Origin of the sequence: Marinobacter sp. HL-58 (genome assembly GCF_001314605.1) — a bacterium.
Classification (GTDB): domain Bacteria; phylum Pseudomonadota; class Gammaproteobacteria; order Pseudomonadales; family Oleiphilaceae; genus Marinobacter.
Window position 1 is genome coordinate 110,654 of the sequence record NZ_LIHP01000012.1, and the last position, 16,000, is coordinate 126,653.

At 58.0% G+C, this 16,000-nt stretch carries 16 protein-coding genes; 8 read left to right on the top strand and 8 right to left on the bottom strand.

The window, feature by feature from the left end:
- The first annotated feature begins 26 nt into the window (after positions 1–26).
- Positions 27–992 carry a GNAT family N-acetyltransferase gene (locus tag HLUCCO03_RS11065; protein ID WP_027832346.1) on the top strand — a complete coding sequence of 322 codons (966 nt, stop codon included), beginning with the start codon at positions 27–29 and terminating at the stop codon, positions 990–992.
- Here HLUCCO03_RS11065 and HLUCCO03_RS11070 read toward each other — a convergent pair.
- Complete coding sequence (locus HLUCCO03_RS11070) at positions 981–1,991, bottom strand: LysR family transcriptional regulator (RefSeq protein WP_027832347.1); 1,011 nt, start codon at positions 1,989–1,991, stop codon at positions 981–983. The genes HLUCCO03_RS11065 and HLUCCO03_RS11070 overlap by 12 nt on opposite strands.
- 206 nt (positions 1,992–2,197) lie before the next feature.
- Here HLUCCO03_RS11070 and HLUCCO03_RS11075 point away from each other — a divergent pair, with 206 nt between their 5' ends.
- Together HLUCCO03_RS11075 and HLUCCO03_RS11080 are read left to right on the top strand one after the other, a co-directional pair.
- Positions 2,198–2,971: a hypothetical protein gene (locus HLUCCO03_RS11075; protein WP_027832348.1), complete on the top strand. Its 774-nt coding sequence runs from the start codon at positions 2,198–2,200 to the stop codon at positions 2,969–2,971.
- Between the two features lie 63 nt (positions 2,972–3,034).
- Entirely contained in the window at positions 3,035–5,365 is a 2,331-nt protein-coding gene (locus HLUCCO03_RS11080; protein ID WP_027832349.1) for an ATP-binding protein, read from the top strand.
- On the opposite strand, the gene HLUCCO03_RS11085 is transcribed toward HLUCCO03_RS11080, so the two are convergent.
- Together HLUCCO03_RS11085 and HLUCCO03_RS11090 are read right to left on the bottom strand one after the other, a co-directional pair.
- On the bottom strand, positions 5,325–5,795 hold the full coding sequence (locus tag HLUCCO03_RS11085; protein ID WP_027832350.1) for a MarR family winged helix-turn-helix transcriptional regulator: 471 nt from the start codon (positions 5,793–5,795) through the stop codon (positions 5,325–5,327). The genes HLUCCO03_RS11080 and HLUCCO03_RS11085 overlap by 41 nt on opposite strands.
- A gap of 3 nt (positions 5,796–5,798) precedes the next feature.
- On the bottom strand, positions 5,799–6,284 hold the full coding sequence (locus HLUCCO03_RS11090; protein WP_027832351.1) for a glutathione peroxidase: 486 nt from the start codon (positions 6,282–6,284) through the stop codon (positions 5,799–5,801).
- A 215-nt stretch (positions 6,285–6,499) separates the two neighbouring features.
- Between HLUCCO03_RS11090 and HLUCCO03_RS11095 the strand changes: the two genes are divergently transcribed.
- The 3 genes from HLUCCO03_RS11095 to htpX all read left to right on the top strand — a co-directional run bounded on the left by HLUCCO03_RS11095 (position 6,500) and on the right by htpX (position 9,156).
- A complete protein-coding gene (locus tag HLUCCO03_RS11095) occupies positions 6,500–7,714 on the top strand; it encodes a pyridoxal phosphate-dependent aminotransferase (protein WP_027832352.1) in 1,215 nt (404 codons plus the stop codon).
- Position 7,715: 1 nt separating this feature from the next.
- Complete coding sequence (locus tag HLUCCO03_RS11100) at positions 7,716–8,177, top strand: hypothetical protein (protein WP_027832353.1); 462 nt, start codon at positions 7,716–7,718, stop codon at positions 8,175–8,177.
- Positions 8,178–8,274: 97 nt separating this feature from the next.
- Positions 8,275–9,156, top strand: coding sequence for a protease HtpX (gene htpX / locus HLUCCO03_RS11105; RefSeq protein ID WP_027832354.1), 882 nt, complete (start codon positions 8,275–8,277; stop codon positions 9,154–9,156).
- Between the two features lie 7 nt (positions 9,157–9,163).
- On the opposite strand, the gene pdxB is transcribed toward htpX, so the two are convergent.
- From pdxB to HLUCCO03_RS11120, 3 genes are read right to left on the bottom strand one after another with little or no spacing between them, the layout of a single operon-like run.
- Positions 9,164–10,318 carry a 4-phosphoerythronate dehydrogenase PdxB gene (gene pdxB, locus HLUCCO03_RS11110; protein ID WP_027832355.1) on the bottom strand — a complete coding sequence of 385 codons (1,155 nt, stop codon included), beginning with the start codon at positions 10,316–10,318 and terminating at the stop codon, positions 9,164–9,166.
- Positions 10,319–10,337: 19 nt separating this feature from the next.
- On the bottom strand, positions 10,338–11,624 hold the full coding sequence (locus tag HLUCCO03_RS11115; RefSeq protein ID WP_027832356.1) for a DEAD/DEAH box helicase: 1,287 nt from the start codon (positions 11,622–11,624) through the stop codon (positions 10,338–10,340).
- A 6-nt stretch (positions 11,625–11,630) separates the two neighbouring features.
- Entirely contained in the window at positions 11,631–12,209 is a 579-nt protein-coding gene (locus HLUCCO03_RS11120; RefSeq protein WP_027832357.1) for an elongation factor P hydroxylase, read from the bottom strand.
- A 151-nt stretch (positions 12,210–12,360) separates the two neighbouring features.
- On the opposite strand from HLUCCO03_RS11120, the gene dsbD reads away from it, so the two are divergent.
- A complete protein-coding gene (gene dsbD, locus HLUCCO03_RS11125) occupies positions 12,361–14,277 on the top strand; it encodes a protein-disulfide reductase DsbD (protein WP_027832358.1) in 1,917 nt (638 codons plus the stop codon).
- Between the two features lie 8 nt (positions 14,278–14,285).
- Here dsbD and tusA read toward each other — a convergent pair whose 3' ends face one another.
- Positions 14,286–14,525 (bottom strand): sulfurtransferase TusA, encoded by a 240-nt coding sequence (gene tusA / locus HLUCCO03_RS11130; RefSeq protein WP_027832359.1) that lies wholly within the window; start codon positions 14,523–14,525, stop codon positions 14,286–14,288.
- A gap of 88 nt (positions 14,526–14,613) precedes the next feature.
- On the opposite strand from tusA, the gene HLUCCO03_RS11135 reads away from it, so the two are divergent.
- Entirely contained in the window at positions 14,614–14,910 is a 297-nt protein-coding gene (locus HLUCCO03_RS11135) for an antibiotic biosynthesis monooxygenase (RefSeq protein WP_027832360.1), read from the top strand.
- Positions 14,911–14,918: 8 nt separating this feature from the next.
- On the opposite strand, the gene rlmM is transcribed toward HLUCCO03_RS11135, so the two are convergent.
- A complete protein-coding gene (gene rlmM / locus HLUCCO03_RS11140) occupies positions 14,919–15,995 on the bottom strand; it encodes a 23S rRNA (cytidine(2498)-2'-O)-methyltransferase RlmM (RefSeq protein ID WP_027832361.1) in 1,077 nt (358 codons plus the stop codon).
- Positions 15,996–16,000: the final 5 nt, after the last annotated feature.

Sequence of the window (16,000 nt, forward strand, 5' to 3'; positions counted from 1 at the left end):
GCGACACCAGGGTGATTGAAAGCGGAATGAACGTGCGGATTCGTAAATATAGCTGGCAACTGGCACCGGCCGATGTCCGGAACATACGCCAGACGGTGTTTGTGGAAGAGCAGCAGGTTCCGCCAGAGCTGGAGTGGGACGACACCGACGAGATTGCAGACCATTACCTGGTGGTACTGCCCGACAACACCCCGGTCGGGGTCGGACGTCTGTTCTCGACCCTTGGGGAAACGGCCCACATCGGGCGCATGGCGATCCTTCCGGCCCATAGAGGCAAAGGCATCGGTGAGCGCCTGCTGCACCACCTGATATCCGAGGCCGCCGACCAGTTCAGCGAACTGCGGCTCTCCGCGCAGGAGCACGCCATTCCCTTCTACCAGCGCTCCGGCTTCCATGTCTGCTCGGACCGCTACGATGATGCCGGCATCCCCCACGTGGACATGCGCTGCATGGCGCCGGCGCAGGTCAGTAACGCCCTCGAATCCCGTCCGCACCCAATGCTGCTTGGGGAAGACCAGCACACCTGGCTGTTTGACAGCGAACGCACCATGACTGACCTGATGGATTCCGTCGTCGGCCAGGCACGTCAGCGGCTCTGGTTGTATGATCGCCTGCTGGATCATGACCTTTACGACCGGCCGCGTTTCCGTGAGCTGATATCTGCCCTAGCCCGCCGCCACCGACTCAGCGAGGTGCGCCTGCTGATTCACGATGACAGGCCACTGGTCAAACGCCGTCACCAGATTGTGGAGCTGATGCGTCGCCTGCCCAGCCGCATCGAACTCAGGCTGATCAATGAGGACTATCCTGTGGATGACCAGCCATTCCTGCTGGCCGACCGGGAAGGCGTCGTTTACCGCCACGACTTTTACAAACCGGAAGGATTCGCGAAGTTTGCCGACGGAGGCCGGGTGAAGCTGCTTGCAGAATCCTTCCAGCGCATGTGGGATGCCGGAAAAGGCTCACTGGAGTTGCGGGAACTACCGCTCTGAGTGATGAATGCCGGGGACATCCGCCGATTCGAACTGCGCCCCGAACGGAGCGAATTCCGTATCCACTTCCTCTGCCACTTCCGCGATCACTTTTCTCAGCCACTGGTGATCGGTATTGTGCTGCAGCAACGGACTCCAGGCCATTTTCAGCTCGAATGGCGGAATCTCGAACGGCGGCACCTTCACGACCAGATTGGGGTTGTCCTTCTGCAACCAGGCGGCCCTTGAGGGCAGTGTGGCAATCAGGTCGTGCTGTTCCGCCAGCAACATTGCCACCTGGTAATGCCGGGTAAACACCGAAATCTGGCGCTTGCGACCCATCAGCGACAACGCCTCATCCACCCAGCCCAGTCGCTGGACATCCTTCGGGTTCACACCCACCCCGACACCAAAGCCGGTCTTGCTGACCCAGATATGACTGGCATCCAGATAGGTGTCCAGCGTGAAGGGTTCCTTCAGGATGGGATTGCGGGCGTTCATCAGGCAGGCAAAATATTCCGTCCACAGGGTTTTCTGGTGGAATGACTGTGGGATCTTGTCGAAACGGTTTATGGCCATATCCAGCCGGCCCTGCTCCACATCCAGGAAGCTGACGTCACTGGGCGTCAGCACATCCAGGGTAACGTGGGGCGCTTCCTGACGAATCCGCCGAAGCACCCGCGGCATCAGGCAGGATTCGGCGTAGTCACTGGCCATGATCCGGAAGACCCGCTGACTTTCCATGGCGGCAAAGGCGGTTTTCTCGTGAATGGCCTGCTCGATGTCCGAGAGGATGCCGCGCACCAGTGGCTGCAGCTCCGCGGCACGTTCCGTTGCGGTCATTCCCTCACTGGTCCGCACCAGCAGGGGGTCACCGAAAAGGTCCCTCAGGCGGCGCAGGCCATTACTCATGGCAGGCTGGGTAATACCCAGGTGATTCGCTGCCTTGGTTACATTTCGCTCCCTGAGAAGCACATCGAGATAGACCAGCAAATTCAGATCGACCCGGGAGATATCCATTGGTTGTCACCGGCTTTATTCACAGGATTAATATTGCCAAGCGTAGCAATTCACTGAAATGATAGAAACCCATAATCTTTCACATTTCAAAACGGAATCGTTTCCGGTTTTCTGCTAGTCTTTCGAATACTTGCTGGATTTCTCCGGTTCATTTCAGTCACCGGAGCTCCCAGTGGCAGCCCTTGAACCGGAGTGTTTGCAATAGAATGGATACCACAATGATTGTGCTGCTTCTGGCAGCTATCGTTACCGTGTCGATCATCATTATTGTGGCCAGCCAGATGCGGGAACGTGCCCGTATCGAGCGTGCGCGGAAGATTACTGCCCTGGAAGACAGCTATAACCGCGCCAATCGTCTGCTTTCCGAAATTCCCGGCCAGTACCTGACCGCCGATCTCAAGCTCCTGCTGATCAAGCGCATGGAGGAAACCTGCAGGGACCTCAAGGCGCTCAAATCCGACCAGCCCGTCAGCGAATGGCTCAGTGCCGCTCAACAGCTCAAACAGAAGGTCATGAACAACGACGACCAGCGAGCGCCCGTGAAGATTGATTCACCGGAAAAATCCAGCTACGTCAAGGAATTGCTGGAGAATCTCTTCAAAATGATTGAAGGCATGCACAAGGCCGGCAAGATCGACAGCGCCACCGCCAAGAAGAACCTCAAATTTGTATTGTTCCTGGTCCACAAGACCCACGCTGACCTGCATGTGTTCCAGGCCCGTGATTATGTGAAGCAGAACCAGATTCGCAAAGCCATTCACGCCTATCATCTGGCCAGTACCGAAATGGGCAAATCCCGGGACAACCCTATGGCCATGAAAGCGGTGAAGAGTTTCCGCACCCGCATCAAGGAACTGGAAGCCATGAAGGATGACACCTCAAAGGGGGGCGTTGCCGAAGGGCAATCGCGCCTTGACCGTGAATGGGATACCTTCCTGCACGATGACGAATGGCGTAAAAAGGCCGATTACGACGATTAACAATGCCCCGGCGGCCGATCAATACCATACCCGCTGCTGACCGACAGGGACTGTGAATACACTGTGACAACTCCATTCAAAAAACGGCTTTCCTACCGCCTGACCCGGGACACCGTTTTGATTGCCATGGTGCTTGGTCTGGTACTCAATATTGTCCAGGTAACCCTTGATTACTTCAGTGCCCGGGATTCCATGGAGCAGGAAATCCGTGCCCTGATCGAAATAAGTCACAGCCCTGCCTCCCAGATTGCCTATAACATCGACATCCGGCTGGCCGAGGAACTGCTGGACGGGTTGCTCCGTCACCCCGCCACCATCGACGCCCGTATATCTGACAATAACGGCCAGACCATGGCAGCCGCCAGCCAGAGCAGCCCGGAATCCCGCTACCGCTGGATCAGCGACCTGTTGTTCGGCGACAGCCGCGTTTTCAGCGAGGAACTGATGGTACCGCAACTGAGCGATCTTTCCCTTGGCAAACTGACCGTGACCATCGATACCTATCATTATGGCCTGCTGTTCATGCAAAGGGCCGGATACACTATGGTGAGCGGGTTGCTGAAAAGCCTGGTTCTCACTGCCGCCCTGCTCGCCATTTTCTATTTCGTGCTGACCCGCCCCATGCTCAATGTAATCGGTGCACTGAGCCGCGTCCGCGCCGAGTCCCCGGAAAAGGTCCGGCTGCCGGTACCGGCCAATCACCGGGAAGATGAAATCGGCCAGATGGTGGGTATCATCAATCAGCATCTGGAGACCATGGACGCCAGCCTTGCCCAGCTGCGAAATGCGGAGAGCGCCATCAAGAACTACTCCACTCAGCTGGAACAGGAAGTGGATGATCGTACCCGGGAGATCTCGGAGAAGAACGAGGCCCTGCAGCGAGGCAACCGCGCACTGGTGCGCGCCAAGGAAGATGCCGTGCGCCGGGCCCGGTCCAGGGCCAACTTCCTGGCCAGCATGAGCCACGAGATCCGCACACCGCTCAACGGAGTGCTGGGCATGCTCGGCCTGGCCCTGGAAGGTGAACTGGAACCGACACAGCGGAACCGGCTGGAGATCGCCCTGAACGCGGGGCAAAGCCTGCTTGGTTTGCTCAACGACATCCTCGACATCTCCAAGGTGGAGGCCGGCAAACTCAGCCTCGAGAATATTCCCTTCAGTGTCCGGAGCCTGATCGAGGAATGCGCAACGCTCCATGCCCAGCAGGCCCGTCGCAAGAATATCGACGTTGTGACGGATATCGAGTGCGACCTGCCGGAAACCTTCCTCGGAGACCCGACCCGCACCCGCCAGATCCTCAACAACCTGCTCAGTAATGCCATCAAGTTTACCGAACAGGGCAGCGTTCGCATCCGCGCCAGTCATTTCAACGGTAACTTACGGATTGATGTGATTGACACCGGTATCGGCATGTCCCGGGAAGGATTGCACAAGATCTTTTCGCCTTTCTCCCAGGCAGACACCGACACTACACGGCTGTATGGCGGCACCGGGCTGGGCCTGACCCTGTGCCGGCAGCTGGTGGAACGCATGCACGGCCAGATCCTGGTGGACTCGGAAGAGCGCCGGGGCACACACTTTACCGTGAACCTGCCTCTGCCAGTGCATGATCAGGAGAAAGCCGGTTCATCGACACCGGACATTCCGGAAGTGATCAGAACCGCTGGCGTGGATATCGACATACCTCAGGAACACCCCCACCGCCTGCCCATAGAAAGCCAGCTCAGGGCCTGGAGTATTCCGGTGCGTGATGCGGCCCGCAACGGCGGCGGAATTCTGATGACGACCGCAGAGGGTGACGACGCCGGCAGGGAGATGGCCACCCAATGGTCTGGTGTGGGGGTAATTCTGGTGGACAGGAACGGCTCCGCCAAGGCAACCGGCAATCAACAGATCCTGGCCATGCCTCTGCGGAGGAACCAGCTGCTCCGCACACTCTGTGCGGCCGCCGGGCTGAAGCAGGCCGCCACAAGCGACGACGCAGGCACAGACACAGACCAGGCCGAGACCAGGCCGCTGAATCTGTTGCTGGTGGAAGACAACCAGGTTAACCAGGTGGTGGCCAGCAGCATGCTCCGGAAACTCGGCCACAAGGTTACCCTGGCGGAAAACGGCAAGCGTGCGCTGGAGGCCCTGAAGTCAGGCACTTTCGATATTGTGCTGATGGACTGCCAGATGCCCGTGATGGATGGCTACGAAGCCACCCGGAAGATCCGCGAGAACCCGGAATGGCACTCGCTGCCGGTTATAGCCGTTACCGCCAATGTCATGCAGGGGGACCGGGACGATTGCCTGGAATCGGGCATGAACGATTACATCACCAAGCCATACAACCGCGCCGACCTGAAGTCGATTATTGACCGCTGGGCTCCCCCTGGGCCTCAAGAAGACTGAGGACCGAGCGCAGTTCGTCACGAAGAGCCATCATGCGCTTCTGGTCTATCCCCGTTCCACACAACAGCCGGCCAGGCACGTCACTGGCCCGCTGGCGCAGGGCGACCCCTTCCCCGGTAAGGGTCACAGTAACAACCCGCTCATCCTCGGTATCCCGCTGGCGGGTAATGAGCCCCCGTTCCGCCAGGCGCTTAAGCAGGGGCGTCAGGGTGCCGGAGTCCAGCCTTAACCGCTTGCCCAGGTCCGATACCCTCACCGTTTTCTTCTCCCGGTTCGCCTCCCATAGCACCAGTAACACAAGATACTGGGGATAGGTCAGGTTGAGTTCCGCCAGCAGGGGACGATAGCGGGCAGTCACCGCCCGGTTGGCGGCATAAAGTGCGAAACAGAGCTGGTTATCCAGCGCCAGTGCATCATCTTTGTTGGTCATGGCCTACAGCAGCTTTTCGATGTCTGCGCGAATGGCAGACGGTTTGGTGGTTGGCGGGTATCGATTAACCACTTCGCCATCACGGTTGACCAGGAACTTGGTGAAGTTCCACTTTACGGCTTCCGAACCAAGCAGGCCCCTGGCCTCGCGCTTCAGATACCCGAACAGAGGATGTGCATTGGGGCCGTTAACCTCAATCTTCGCAAACATCGGGAAATCCACGCCATAATTCAGACTGCAAAACTCGCTGATGGCCTTGTCGTCTTCCGGGTCCTGGTTGCGGAACTGGTTGCAGGGAAACCCCAGAACCTCAAACCCTTTGTCCTTCAGCTCCGAATAGAGGGATTGCAACCCCTCGAACTGCGGAGTGAAGCCGCATTTGCTGGCGGTATTGACGATCAGCAACACCTTGCCGCGATACTCTTCCAGAGAGTGTTCCTCACCACGGATGTCGGTTGCACTGAAATCATAGATACTTTCGCTACTCATAACGCTGCTCCACTTTATTTTCCACTATTATATTGCTCACAATTTACTTTACAACCAGATCATGGTGGTTGACGGCTCCAGTTCATGGAATCTGTGAGCAACGGGCGTTAAATCTCCGCTTCTGTGCCACAATTCATCACAATTGGTCTGTTGTCGCCGGCCTTTGCTCCGCTAGAATACAGCCTTATGTCTTTTATTGAGGAAACACCGGGCTTATGCAGAACTATCTCAAATCCGCCAAACTGGATAACGTGTGTTACGAGATTCGTGGCGTGGTTCTGCGGGAAGCCCGTCGCCTTGAGGAAGAAGGCCACCGGGTGCTCAAGCTGAACATCGGTAATCCGGCCGCCTTTGAACTGGATGTACCGGAGGAAATCCAGCAGGACGTCATCTACAACATGCACCTGGCCCAGGGTTATGTGGAATCGAAGGGCCTGTTCTCTGCCCGCAAGGCTGTCATGCACTATTGCCAGCAACGGGGCATCGACAAGGTGGATATCGACGATATTTTCCTGGGTAACGGCGTCAGCGAAATGATTGTCATGTCCATGCAGGCCTTGCTGAATACCGGCGATGAAGTCCTGATTCCGGCACCGGATTACCCGCTGTGGACCGCAGCCGTTACCCTCTCCAGTGGCAAGCCGGTCCATTACCGCTGTGATGAGGCCCAGGACTGGTTCCCGGACATTGACGATATCCGCAAGAAAATCACCCGCCGGACGCGGGCCATCGTGCTGATCAACCCCAACAACCCGACAGGTGCGGTCTATTCCCGCGAATTGCTGGAGCAGGTGGTGGAACTGGCCCGGCAGCACAACCTGATCGTGCTGTCGGACGAGATTTACGACAAGATCCTCTACGACGGCACCGAGCACATCCCTACCGCTTCACTGGCGGACGATGTGCTGTTTTTTACCTACAACGGGTTGTCCAAGAACTACCGCGCCGCCGGCTACCGTTCCGGCTGGATGATTATCAGCGGTGCCAAACACCGGGCCCGGGATCTGATCGAGGGTATCGAGATGCTCTCCAACATGCGCCTGTGCGCCAATGTTCCCGCCCAGCTTGCTATCCAGACTGCCCTGGGCGGGTATCAGTCCATCGATGACCTGGTGGCCCCCGGTGGCCGGCTGTTCGAGCAGCGGGAAACGGCCTGGAATCTGCTCAATGACATCCCAGGGGTCAGTTGCGTCAAGCCGAAGGGGGCTCTGTACCTGTTCCCGAAGCTGGACCCGAAACGCTTCCCCATCGTCAATGACGAAAAACTGGTGCTGGATCTGCTGCTGCAGGAACGCATCCTGCTGGTCCAGGGCTCGGCTTTCAACATTGATGACAAACAGCACCTGCGCGTGGTGTTCCTGCCACGGGAGGATACCCTGGAGGACGCCATGAAGCGCCTGGCACACTTCCTGTCATCCTACCAGGTGTAGCATGGCGGATATCCATATTGAAGAATTCTACAAGGATGCCGCAATCGCCCTGGTGCAGCTCTACAATGCATTTCCCCGCAGGGTGAACCTGTTCGTGGAAGACATAGCGGGCCCCGATGAGCCGGATGAGTTCGGCCTGCACAGCAAACGGCACATGGCATGCTTCGGCACATTGCTGTGGCTGGCGGAAGAGGGCCTGCTACGATACGTGGACACAATCCGGCAGGAAGCGCTCGACCAGGCAGTGCTGACCCAGCAGGCCTTTGTGCGCATGAGCTCGCCGGCCAGCCAGGTTCTGCAGGAGCAGCAAGCCGCCGACAACGCTGAAAACCTGCCACCGGCTATCCGCGAAGATTTTTCCACCCACATCCATCTGCTCCGTACCGCACTTCGAAGTGGCAGTTCCGCAAGGATCAGCCACGTGATGCAGGCGGCCTTCTTCCGCGACGGGTCCGATTATTAAATCGCCGTAAGCCTGTTGAACATGACGACACTGGCCACATAATAATTCGCAGATGCAAACCGCTGCCTGCGGATGATGAATCAACAAGGAATTCAAGATGCGTATTCTGCTGTTTCTTGCGACCAACCTGGCTGTCATTCTGGTTGCCAGCTTTACGTTGAAGCTGCTGGGTGTCGACAGCTACCTCGCCCAGAACGGTATCCAGTATGGCTCGCTACTGGCCTTTGCGGCCGTATTCGGCTTTGCCGGCGCGATCGTCTCGCTGCTGATTTCCAAGCCCATGGCCAAATGGAGCACCAAGGCCAAAGTGATCGAGTCGCCTCGCACCCCGGCTGAACGGTGGCTCGTGGACACTGTGCGGGAGCTGGCCAAGAATGCCGGTATCGGCATGCCGGAAGTGGCAATCTTTCCGGCATCCCAGTCCAATGCCTTTGCCACTGGCTGGAACAAGAATGATTCCCTGGTGGCGGTGAGTGAGGGGCTCTTACATCGGTTCAATAAGGATGAAATCCGGGCGGTTCTGGGCCATGAAATCGGCCACGTGGCCAACGGGGACATGGTGACCCTGGCCCTGATCCAGGGGGTGGTGAACACCTTCGTGATTTTCGCATCCCGTGTGATCGGCTCGTTCGTCGACCGCGTTGTGTTCAAGAACGAGAGCGGCCACGGTATCGGCTTTTTCGTCGTCAGTATTGCGGCGGAAATTGTGCTGGGCATCCTTGCCAGTACGATCGTCTTCTGGTTCTCCCGTCGTCGGGAGTATCGGGCCGATATTGCCGGTGCTCAGCTCGCGGGTCGTGCTGCCATGATCAGCGCCCTGGCTCGGCTGAAGCAGGAAAGTGAAGTGCCGGATCAGATGCCGGAAAGCCTTCAGGCATTCGGCATCAACCGGGGAGCCAGGGCCGGGCTCAGCGCCCTGTTCATGACCCATCCTCCCCTGGAAAGCCGGATCGAGGCGCTGCAGAAAGCGCAGCTGTAAGCAGAAGCTAGAGCTTCAGCTTGAAGCCAAGGGTCCGGAAAGTATCCTGCATGGACTTGCTGGTGCCCTTGAGCTGGATCTTGACGCTGGAAAACTCCCGCCGTACCGGATAGTCCCGGCGCAACCGGTCAAATGCCGGCCCGCGTTCCTCGGCCGGTAACGCCATTGCCAGACGCATACGGGCATCATCCCGGCGGGGGTCGTAACAGGAACGCATGGCAATATTCGCCGAGTCCATTTCCTCTGCCGCGCTGGTGAAGGACAACTTGTTCAGCGCCGGTTCCGGCAGAAACTGGCCCGCCTTCTTGCGGATGGGAAGCCCCATGAAGCGGCTCAATGCCTGGTACACCATTTCGCTGCCCTGCACCTTGCCTTCCAGGCTATAGCCCGCAATATGTGGTGTGGCAAGCCATACCCTGTCCAGCAGGTCGGCGTGGATGCGCGGCTCATGCTCCCAGACATCCAGGACGACGGTTGGCGCGTTGGGCTCGTCCAGACGCGACACCAGCGCAGCGGCATCGATCACCTCACCGCGACTGGTATTGATCAGTAACTGGTGCTCCCGCAGCGTCTGCAAGCGTTCCTGCCCCAACATATGCAGCGTGGCATGATCCCCTTCCCGGATCAGGGGGGTATGGAGCGTTACCACATCGCAGGCCATGACCTGATCCAGGGAGACAAATTCCGGGCCGTCGTCGCCTTCACGCTCGGCCCGTGGCGGGTCGCAGCACAACACATCGAAACCAAGACGCTCCAGCTTGTGTGCCAGTTCTCCACCGACATTGCCGGCACCGACAATACCCACGCTGAATTTTGACCAGTCTGCGACACCACGCCTCTCGGCATGCAGGGAAATCACCGAGAGCACGTATTCGACCACGCTGTTGGCATTACAGCCGGGTGCTGCCGAGAACGAAATGCCATTGGACGCGAGCCATTGCTGGTCCACATGATCCGTGCCAATGGTGCAGGTTCCCACGAAGCGCACGCGGCTGCCTTCCAGCAATGCCTGGTTGACCCTGGTAACGGAGCGAACCAGCAGAATATCGGCATTCTGCACATCGGCGGCTGACATTGCACGGCCGGACACACGGCGAATCTCGCCGATGTCTGCAAAGAAGGAATCCAGTAAAGGTATGTTTTCGTCCGCTACAATCCGCATGATGCTGATTCCTGCCCCTTCAGTTCCTGCGCTGGCGCTGGTTGCCGCCACGACTGCCCTGACTACGGTTGCCCTGGGGACGCCGGGCACCCCGTTTACGGGTAATCGGCGGTTTGGCAAGCGGGGTCATCAGCTCTTCGTCAGGCACGGCGGTGGCGAGTTTCTGGCTGATGTAGGATTCTATGGCCGGCAATGAAAAGGCGTCATCCTCACTGGCGAAGCTTACGGAAACGCCATGCTTGCCTGCGCGCCCGGTACGCCCGATCCGGTGCACGTAATCCTCGGCATTATCCGGAAGATTATAGTTGAAAACGTGAGTTACCCCGTCAACGTGAATACCACGCCCTGCCACGTCGGTGGCCACCAGTACCTGGATACTGCCATTCTTGAATTGTTCCAGGGTTTTCAACCGTTTGTTCTGGGCAATTTCGCCGGACATAAGGGCCACCTTGACGCCCTGGTTGCGAAGGTCTTCTTCAAGATCACGGCACTGGTCACGGCGATTGGCAAACACCAGGGCCTTTTCCACTTCCGGGCGCTGCAGGTAATTCACCAGCACTGGCAGCTTCTCGTCTTCGCCCACCAGGTAGACCGTTTGCTTCACCCGCTCGGCGGTTTTCTGTTCCGGCTCGATCTCGACAAACTCGGCGTTACGCGTCCACATGGAGGCGAGGTTGAGCACATCCTGGTTGAAGGTGGCACTGAACAGCAGGGTCTGGCGTTCTTCCTTCGGGGTGCATTTGCGGATGATGCGTTTGACATCGGGAATGAAGCCCATGTCCAGCATCCGGTCAGCCTCATCCAGAATAAGAATGTCCAGCTGGTCCAGGAAGACGTCCTGGGAACCCAGGAAATCAATCAACCGCCCCGGCGTTGCCACCAGGATATCGACAATTTCGTTCTGCAACTGGTCGCGCTGCTTGTCGTAGTTCATGCCGCCAACCACGATCACCACATTGTGCCCGGTATAGCCACAAAGCTTCTCTGCATCCTTGGCGATCTGCATGGCCAGCTCCCGGGTAGGTGCCAGGGCCAGCACCCGGGGTTCCGAGGCAAACCGGTCAGCTTCCGGAATCGGGGTTTCCAGCATGCTCTGTATGGCGGTAATCAGGAAGGCAGCGGTTTTACCGGTCCCTGTCTGTGCCTGGCCGATCAGGTCCTGGCAGGCCAGTGTGAACGGCAGGGTTTCCGCCTGGATTGGCGTGCAATGTTCAAAACCGATATCGGTGATGGCATCAAGCACTCGCTGATCCAGGTTCAGATCCTTGAATAGTGTTTTGCTGGCTTCGGGCGTGTCAGATGTCATATTGATTCAATCTACCTCGATTTCTGTGGCGGAACGTTCGGGCATCAGGCGCCTGGTCTCTTTTTCCCAGGCTTGATTGAAGTCAGCCGCGGTTCCATAAAATGTCCTGAGGGTGTCAAAAAAACGGCCTGCGCGCGCGGGCAAGCCATATTCCAGGTAATCATCGGCCTGCACCGTCACATTCCTGCGAAAGGCAGGCTCATCCCATGCTCCACTACCGGCGAGATTGTCGACGCTGATGTGAAACCGGGCGCCCGCTGCAACCGAAAACAGCCATTCCAGAGCCTGGGGTTTGATTTCCGCCTGTTCAAAGGCTCGCTGCTGTTCCACGCTGCGACCATCGGGGCAGTACCAGTAACCAAAATCCCGGAGTCTGCGCCGGTGCTCACCAGCAATGCACCAGTGGCTGATTTCATGCAGTGCACTGGCATAATAGCCGTGGGCAAAGATAACCTGTGCGAAGCCTTCAGGCTCCGTTGCCGGCAGATACTCGGGTTCATCGCCGCCCCTGACCAGAACAGTCCGGTATTCTTCCCGGAACAGGCCATTGAACAGCATGATAAGATCGTCTGGATCATGTCTCATGGGACGGGTATTGTGCGACTTTAGACCGTTCAATACCAGAGGGAACTTTTGCCTGGCAACTGTGTCCATTGCAACCTGAAGCGCCGCCGTCTCAACCTTTCCCGATTCGGCGTCCGACAACCCGTATCCAACCCACGGTACCGTATCGACTATGACCTGCAGCACAACAACCTCAAGCAGTATTGCCCCGAGCAGGGTTTTGAGCCGCATCTTCCTTTTTCTTGCATTGTCCGTATTCTCGGCCGTTACCACCGGCGCAGGCAACTCCCTGTTTGGCGGAAACGATGATTTCCTGCCCGTTGATGAAGCCCTGCCCTTCAGCTATACCAACGATACTGACGCGGTTGTGCTGTCCTGGGACATCGCGCCCGACCACTACCTGTACCAGGGGCGTGTCAACGTCACCAGCGATACAGAGGGCGTGGAACTGGGCGAGCCGGAATTCTCCTACACCGGCACCGATACCGAGGATGAGTTCTTTGGCAAGGTCACGGTATTTTATGAACCGGTCGAGGCCAGGGTTCCGGTAAAGCTTCCCGAGGGTGTTAACGAAGCCGAGTTGCAGGTGACTTACCAGGGCTGTGCCAATGCCGGTCTTTGTTATCCACCCCAGACACAGGATGTGCTTTATTACGCCAGTGCCGACGATGGCCAGGAATCAGCCGAAACCGGCAGCGGGGGGGCGACAGGCGCATCCGGCTCTTCCGGCGCCAGCCAGAAGCCACCTGAAGATACCACCACTGCAACCGGTCTGGCGGGATTCCTTGCCAATCAGTCCACGCTGTTTATCGCCGGGCTCTTCCTGCTGCTTGGCCTGGGGCTGACATTCACACCCTGTGTGCTGCCCATGGTACCGATCATTTCGTCGCTGGTTTCATCCCGCAATACCAGTACAACCGGGCATGCACTGCTGCTCTCGGGCAGTTATGTACTGGGGATGGCCCTCACCTATGCCGCGGCCGGTGTCATAACCGGCCTGCTCGGAGCCAGTTTCAACCTGCAGGCCCACTTGCAATCACCCTGGGTACTGGGTGTTTTCGCAACGTTATTCGTGCTGTTTGCCCTGTCCATGTTCAATCTGTTTGAAATCCAGTTGCCGAGATTTATCCGCGAGCCGCTTGACAATGCCAGCCACCGCCTCACCGGGACCCGTGTCGCCAGTATTTTCGGGATTGGTGCTCTCTCGGCACTGATTGTTTCCCCGTGCGTGTCGGCACCGCTTGCCGGCAGCCTGCTCTATATCAGCACGACCCAGGACGCGGTGGTCGGTGGTATTGCCCTGTTTGCGCTCGGGCTGGGCATGGGTATTCCGCTGATGCTGGTAGCCGTTGGTGGTCGCAAATTGCTGCCATCGACTGGCCCCTGGATGAATGTTGTAAAAGCCTTCTATGGGGTCATGCTGCTGGCCGTCGCCATCTGGCTGGTGGAAAGAATGGTACCGGGATGGCTGGCACTGACCCTGTGGGGGCTGCTGGTGGCGATCACAGGTGTTCAGCTGGGAGCCTTTGATGCGGCAAAGGCCGGCTGGGAACGCACCCGCAAGGGCATGGGACTGGTCATGTTTGCCTATGGTCTCGCATTGCTTGCCGGCGCGGTGTCCGGAGCCAACGATCCGCTCAAGCCCCTCGCCGCGTTCACGGCTTCCAGCCAGCCCGTATCGCAAGGTGAATCAGCCGGGGCAGAAACTGATCATGCGGATTTTCTCAGGCTGGACTCTCCCGCGGACATTCGCGATGAACTGAGACAGGCAAGCCGGGATGGCACGCCGGTCATGCTCGATTTTTACGCTGACTGGTGCATCTCCTGCAAGGTCATGGAACGCAATGTTTTCAGTGACAGCACGGTCATTCAGGCGCTGGAACCCTATAAACTCCTGCAACTGGACATGACCGACAACACACCGGAGCAACAGGCCCTGCTGGACGAACTCGGCCTGTTCGGGCCACCCGCCATCCTGTTCTACAACGGCAAGGGTACCGAAATTGAAACTGCCCGGGTCCTCGGCGAAATGGACCGCGACCAGTTCATGGGCCATCTTGATGCCGTTGGCAGCTCCGGCGGGTCCTGAGCCCCTGCTCAGCGGCCCCGGCGGATAAAGAAGACGAATTCCTTGCCATCTTCGCCGCTGTGCACCAGCTCATGATCGAGGAATTGACAGAACCTCGGAATATCCCGGGTTGTGGAGGGGTCTGTTGCCACCACTTTCAGCACGGCTCCCGGGCTGATTTCAACGATCCGGTTGTGCAACATCATCACCGGCTCCGGGCAAAACAGCCCCCGGGCATCAAGCTCTGCATCGTAGTCCGGCTGTGCCAATGGTCTGTCCTCCTGAAATTCCACCTGAAATTTGAAAAATACCTGCTAAATTACTGTTTATAGATGCCAAAACAATACGAGGTAGACAATGATCCGGGTGCTGATAGAACGCCATATTGCCGAATCACTCGAACCCGCTTATGAGGAAAGATCCCGCAAGGTTCTTCAGAATGCCGTGAGCGCTCCGGGATTCGTCTCCGGCGAAACGCTGGTCGATGCCCATGACCCGAACCACCGGTTCACTCTTGCCAACTGGCGCTCCGAGGCAGACTGGCAACGCTGGTACCTGTCCGAAGAACGCCGAGAGCTGATGGCCGAACTGATTCCCATGATGGATCGGGATGAAGTCATCACCGTGCTTCAGCACAGTAACTGGCCGTCGTAGCCGGGCATTCAGTCCAGACGTTCGACAAAGCAGGTGATCTCCTCACGGTCATGATAAAGGTGGCGAGCCCTGATACGGAAGTTCATTTCGGTACGGGCCAGCCCCTGCTGCAGAATATCCCGGCAAATCAACCACTCGTCATACCGCTTTTTCATCGGAAGTTTGAGGTTGAAGACCGTATAGCGGCACAGCTTCTGATTCAGCCAGTCCACGGCCAGGGCCGCAGTTCTGCGGGGGTGATCCACAATATCGCAGACCATCCAGTCCACTCCTCGCCTGGGCCGCCACTGATATCCGTCGGCTTCTATGTGTTCAACGTGCCCTGAAGCCATCAGCTCTTCGTTCATGGGGCCGTTATCAACCGCTGTGACCATCATGCCCCGCCTGACCAGTTGCCAGGTCCAGCCACCCGGGGCTGCACCAAGATCCACTGCCTGCTTGCCTCCCCCCAGATAGTCCAGCTCCCTGTCTGCAGGCAAAAACACTTTCCAGGCTTCTTCCAGTTTGAGTGCCGAGCGGCTTGGCGCCGAGGCTGGCAGGCGCAGGCGGGGAATGCCACTGACAAAGCGGGCTCGATTACCAGCCACGCTGACGCCGACAATCACCCTTTCGAACCCAAGCAGCAGCAACTCAAGCCGGGCCGGGGATTCAGCCCCGGGATCAGGCTGTAACAGACCTGCTCCCCGCAGGCCCCTGGAGAGCGGGGATACCCATTTGCGGGCAAAATTGCCAAGATCCGGATCGCTGTTATTCTCAGGCAAGCGGATTTCCACGCGTGCATAGGCCGGGAATTCGGCATCCACCAACTTCAGGCCTTCAATGACGGCGCCCACGCGGTCTGCAGCCGGCAATGCCAGTTCGGCCAGAACCACAAACCAGTCCCTTACAAAAACCAGCGCGTGAATGGACAGCGTTTCCAGCAACGCGTTGGCTGTTGTCGGGCCGGGGAGATTGAATACCACCAACCCCCTGGAATTTACCGGCTCGAAGTAGCCATAGGTACCACTTGCTGCTGCCGTATCCGTCAGCTCCCGGCCGGCTTCCGTTTCGAAGCCCGGCCGACAAAAGGCAATCAGTTGTTCCATCGGTC

Coding starts and splice junctions, on each gene's coding strand:
- dsbD (WP_027832358.1), top strand. CDS start 12,361: ATGACCTGCAGCACAACAACCTCAAGCAGTATTGCCCCGAGCAGGGTT.
- pdxB (WP_027832355.1), bottom strand. CDS start 10,318: ATGCGGATTGTAGCGGACGAAAACATACCTTTACTGGATTCCTTCTTT.
- HLUCCO03_RS11075 (WP_027832348.1), top strand. CDS start 2,198: ATGGATACCACAATGATTGTGCTGCTTCTGGCAGCTATCGTTACCGTG.
- HLUCCO03_RS11115 (WP_027832356.1), bottom strand. CDS start 11,624: ATGACATCTGACACGCCCGAAGCCAGCAAAACACTATTCAAGGATCTG.
- HLUCCO03_RS11100 (WP_027832353.1), top strand. CDS start 7,716: ATGGCGGATATCCATATTGAAGAATTCTACAAGGATGCCGCAATCGCC.
- HLUCCO03_RS11095 (WP_027832352.1), top strand. CDS start 6,500: ATGCAGAACTATCTCAAATCCGCCAAACTGGATAACGTGTGTTACGAG.
- htpX (WP_027832354.1), top strand. CDS start 8,275: ATGCGTATTCTGCTGTTTCTTGCGACCAACCTGGCTGTCATTCTGGTT.
- HLUCCO03_RS11120 (WP_027832357.1), bottom strand. CDS start 12,209: ATGAGACATGATCCAGACGATCTTATCATGCTGTTCAATGGCCTGTTC.
- HLUCCO03_RS11090 (WP_027832351.1), bottom strand. CDS start 6,284: ATGAGTAGCGAAAGTATCTATGATTTCAGTGCAACCGACATCCGTGGT.
- HLUCCO03_RS11065 (WP_027832346.1), top strand. CDS start 27: ATGAACGTGCGGATTCGTAAATATAGCTGGCAACTGGCACCGGCCGAT.
- HLUCCO03_RS11070 (WP_027832347.1), bottom strand. CDS start 1,991: ATGGATATCTCCCGGGTCGATCTGAATTTGCTGGTCTATCTCGATGTG.
- HLUCCO03_RS11085 (WP_027832350.1), bottom strand. CDS start 5,795: ATGACCAACAAAGATGATGCACTGGCGCTGGATAACCAGCTCTGTTTC.
- rlmM (WP_027832361.1), bottom strand. CDS start 15,995: ATGGAACAACTGATTGCCTTTTGTCGGCCGGGCTTCGAAACGGAAGCC.
- HLUCCO03_RS11135 (WP_027832360.1), top strand. CDS start 14,614: ATGATCCGGGTGCTGATAGAACGCCATATTGCCGAATCACTCGAACCC.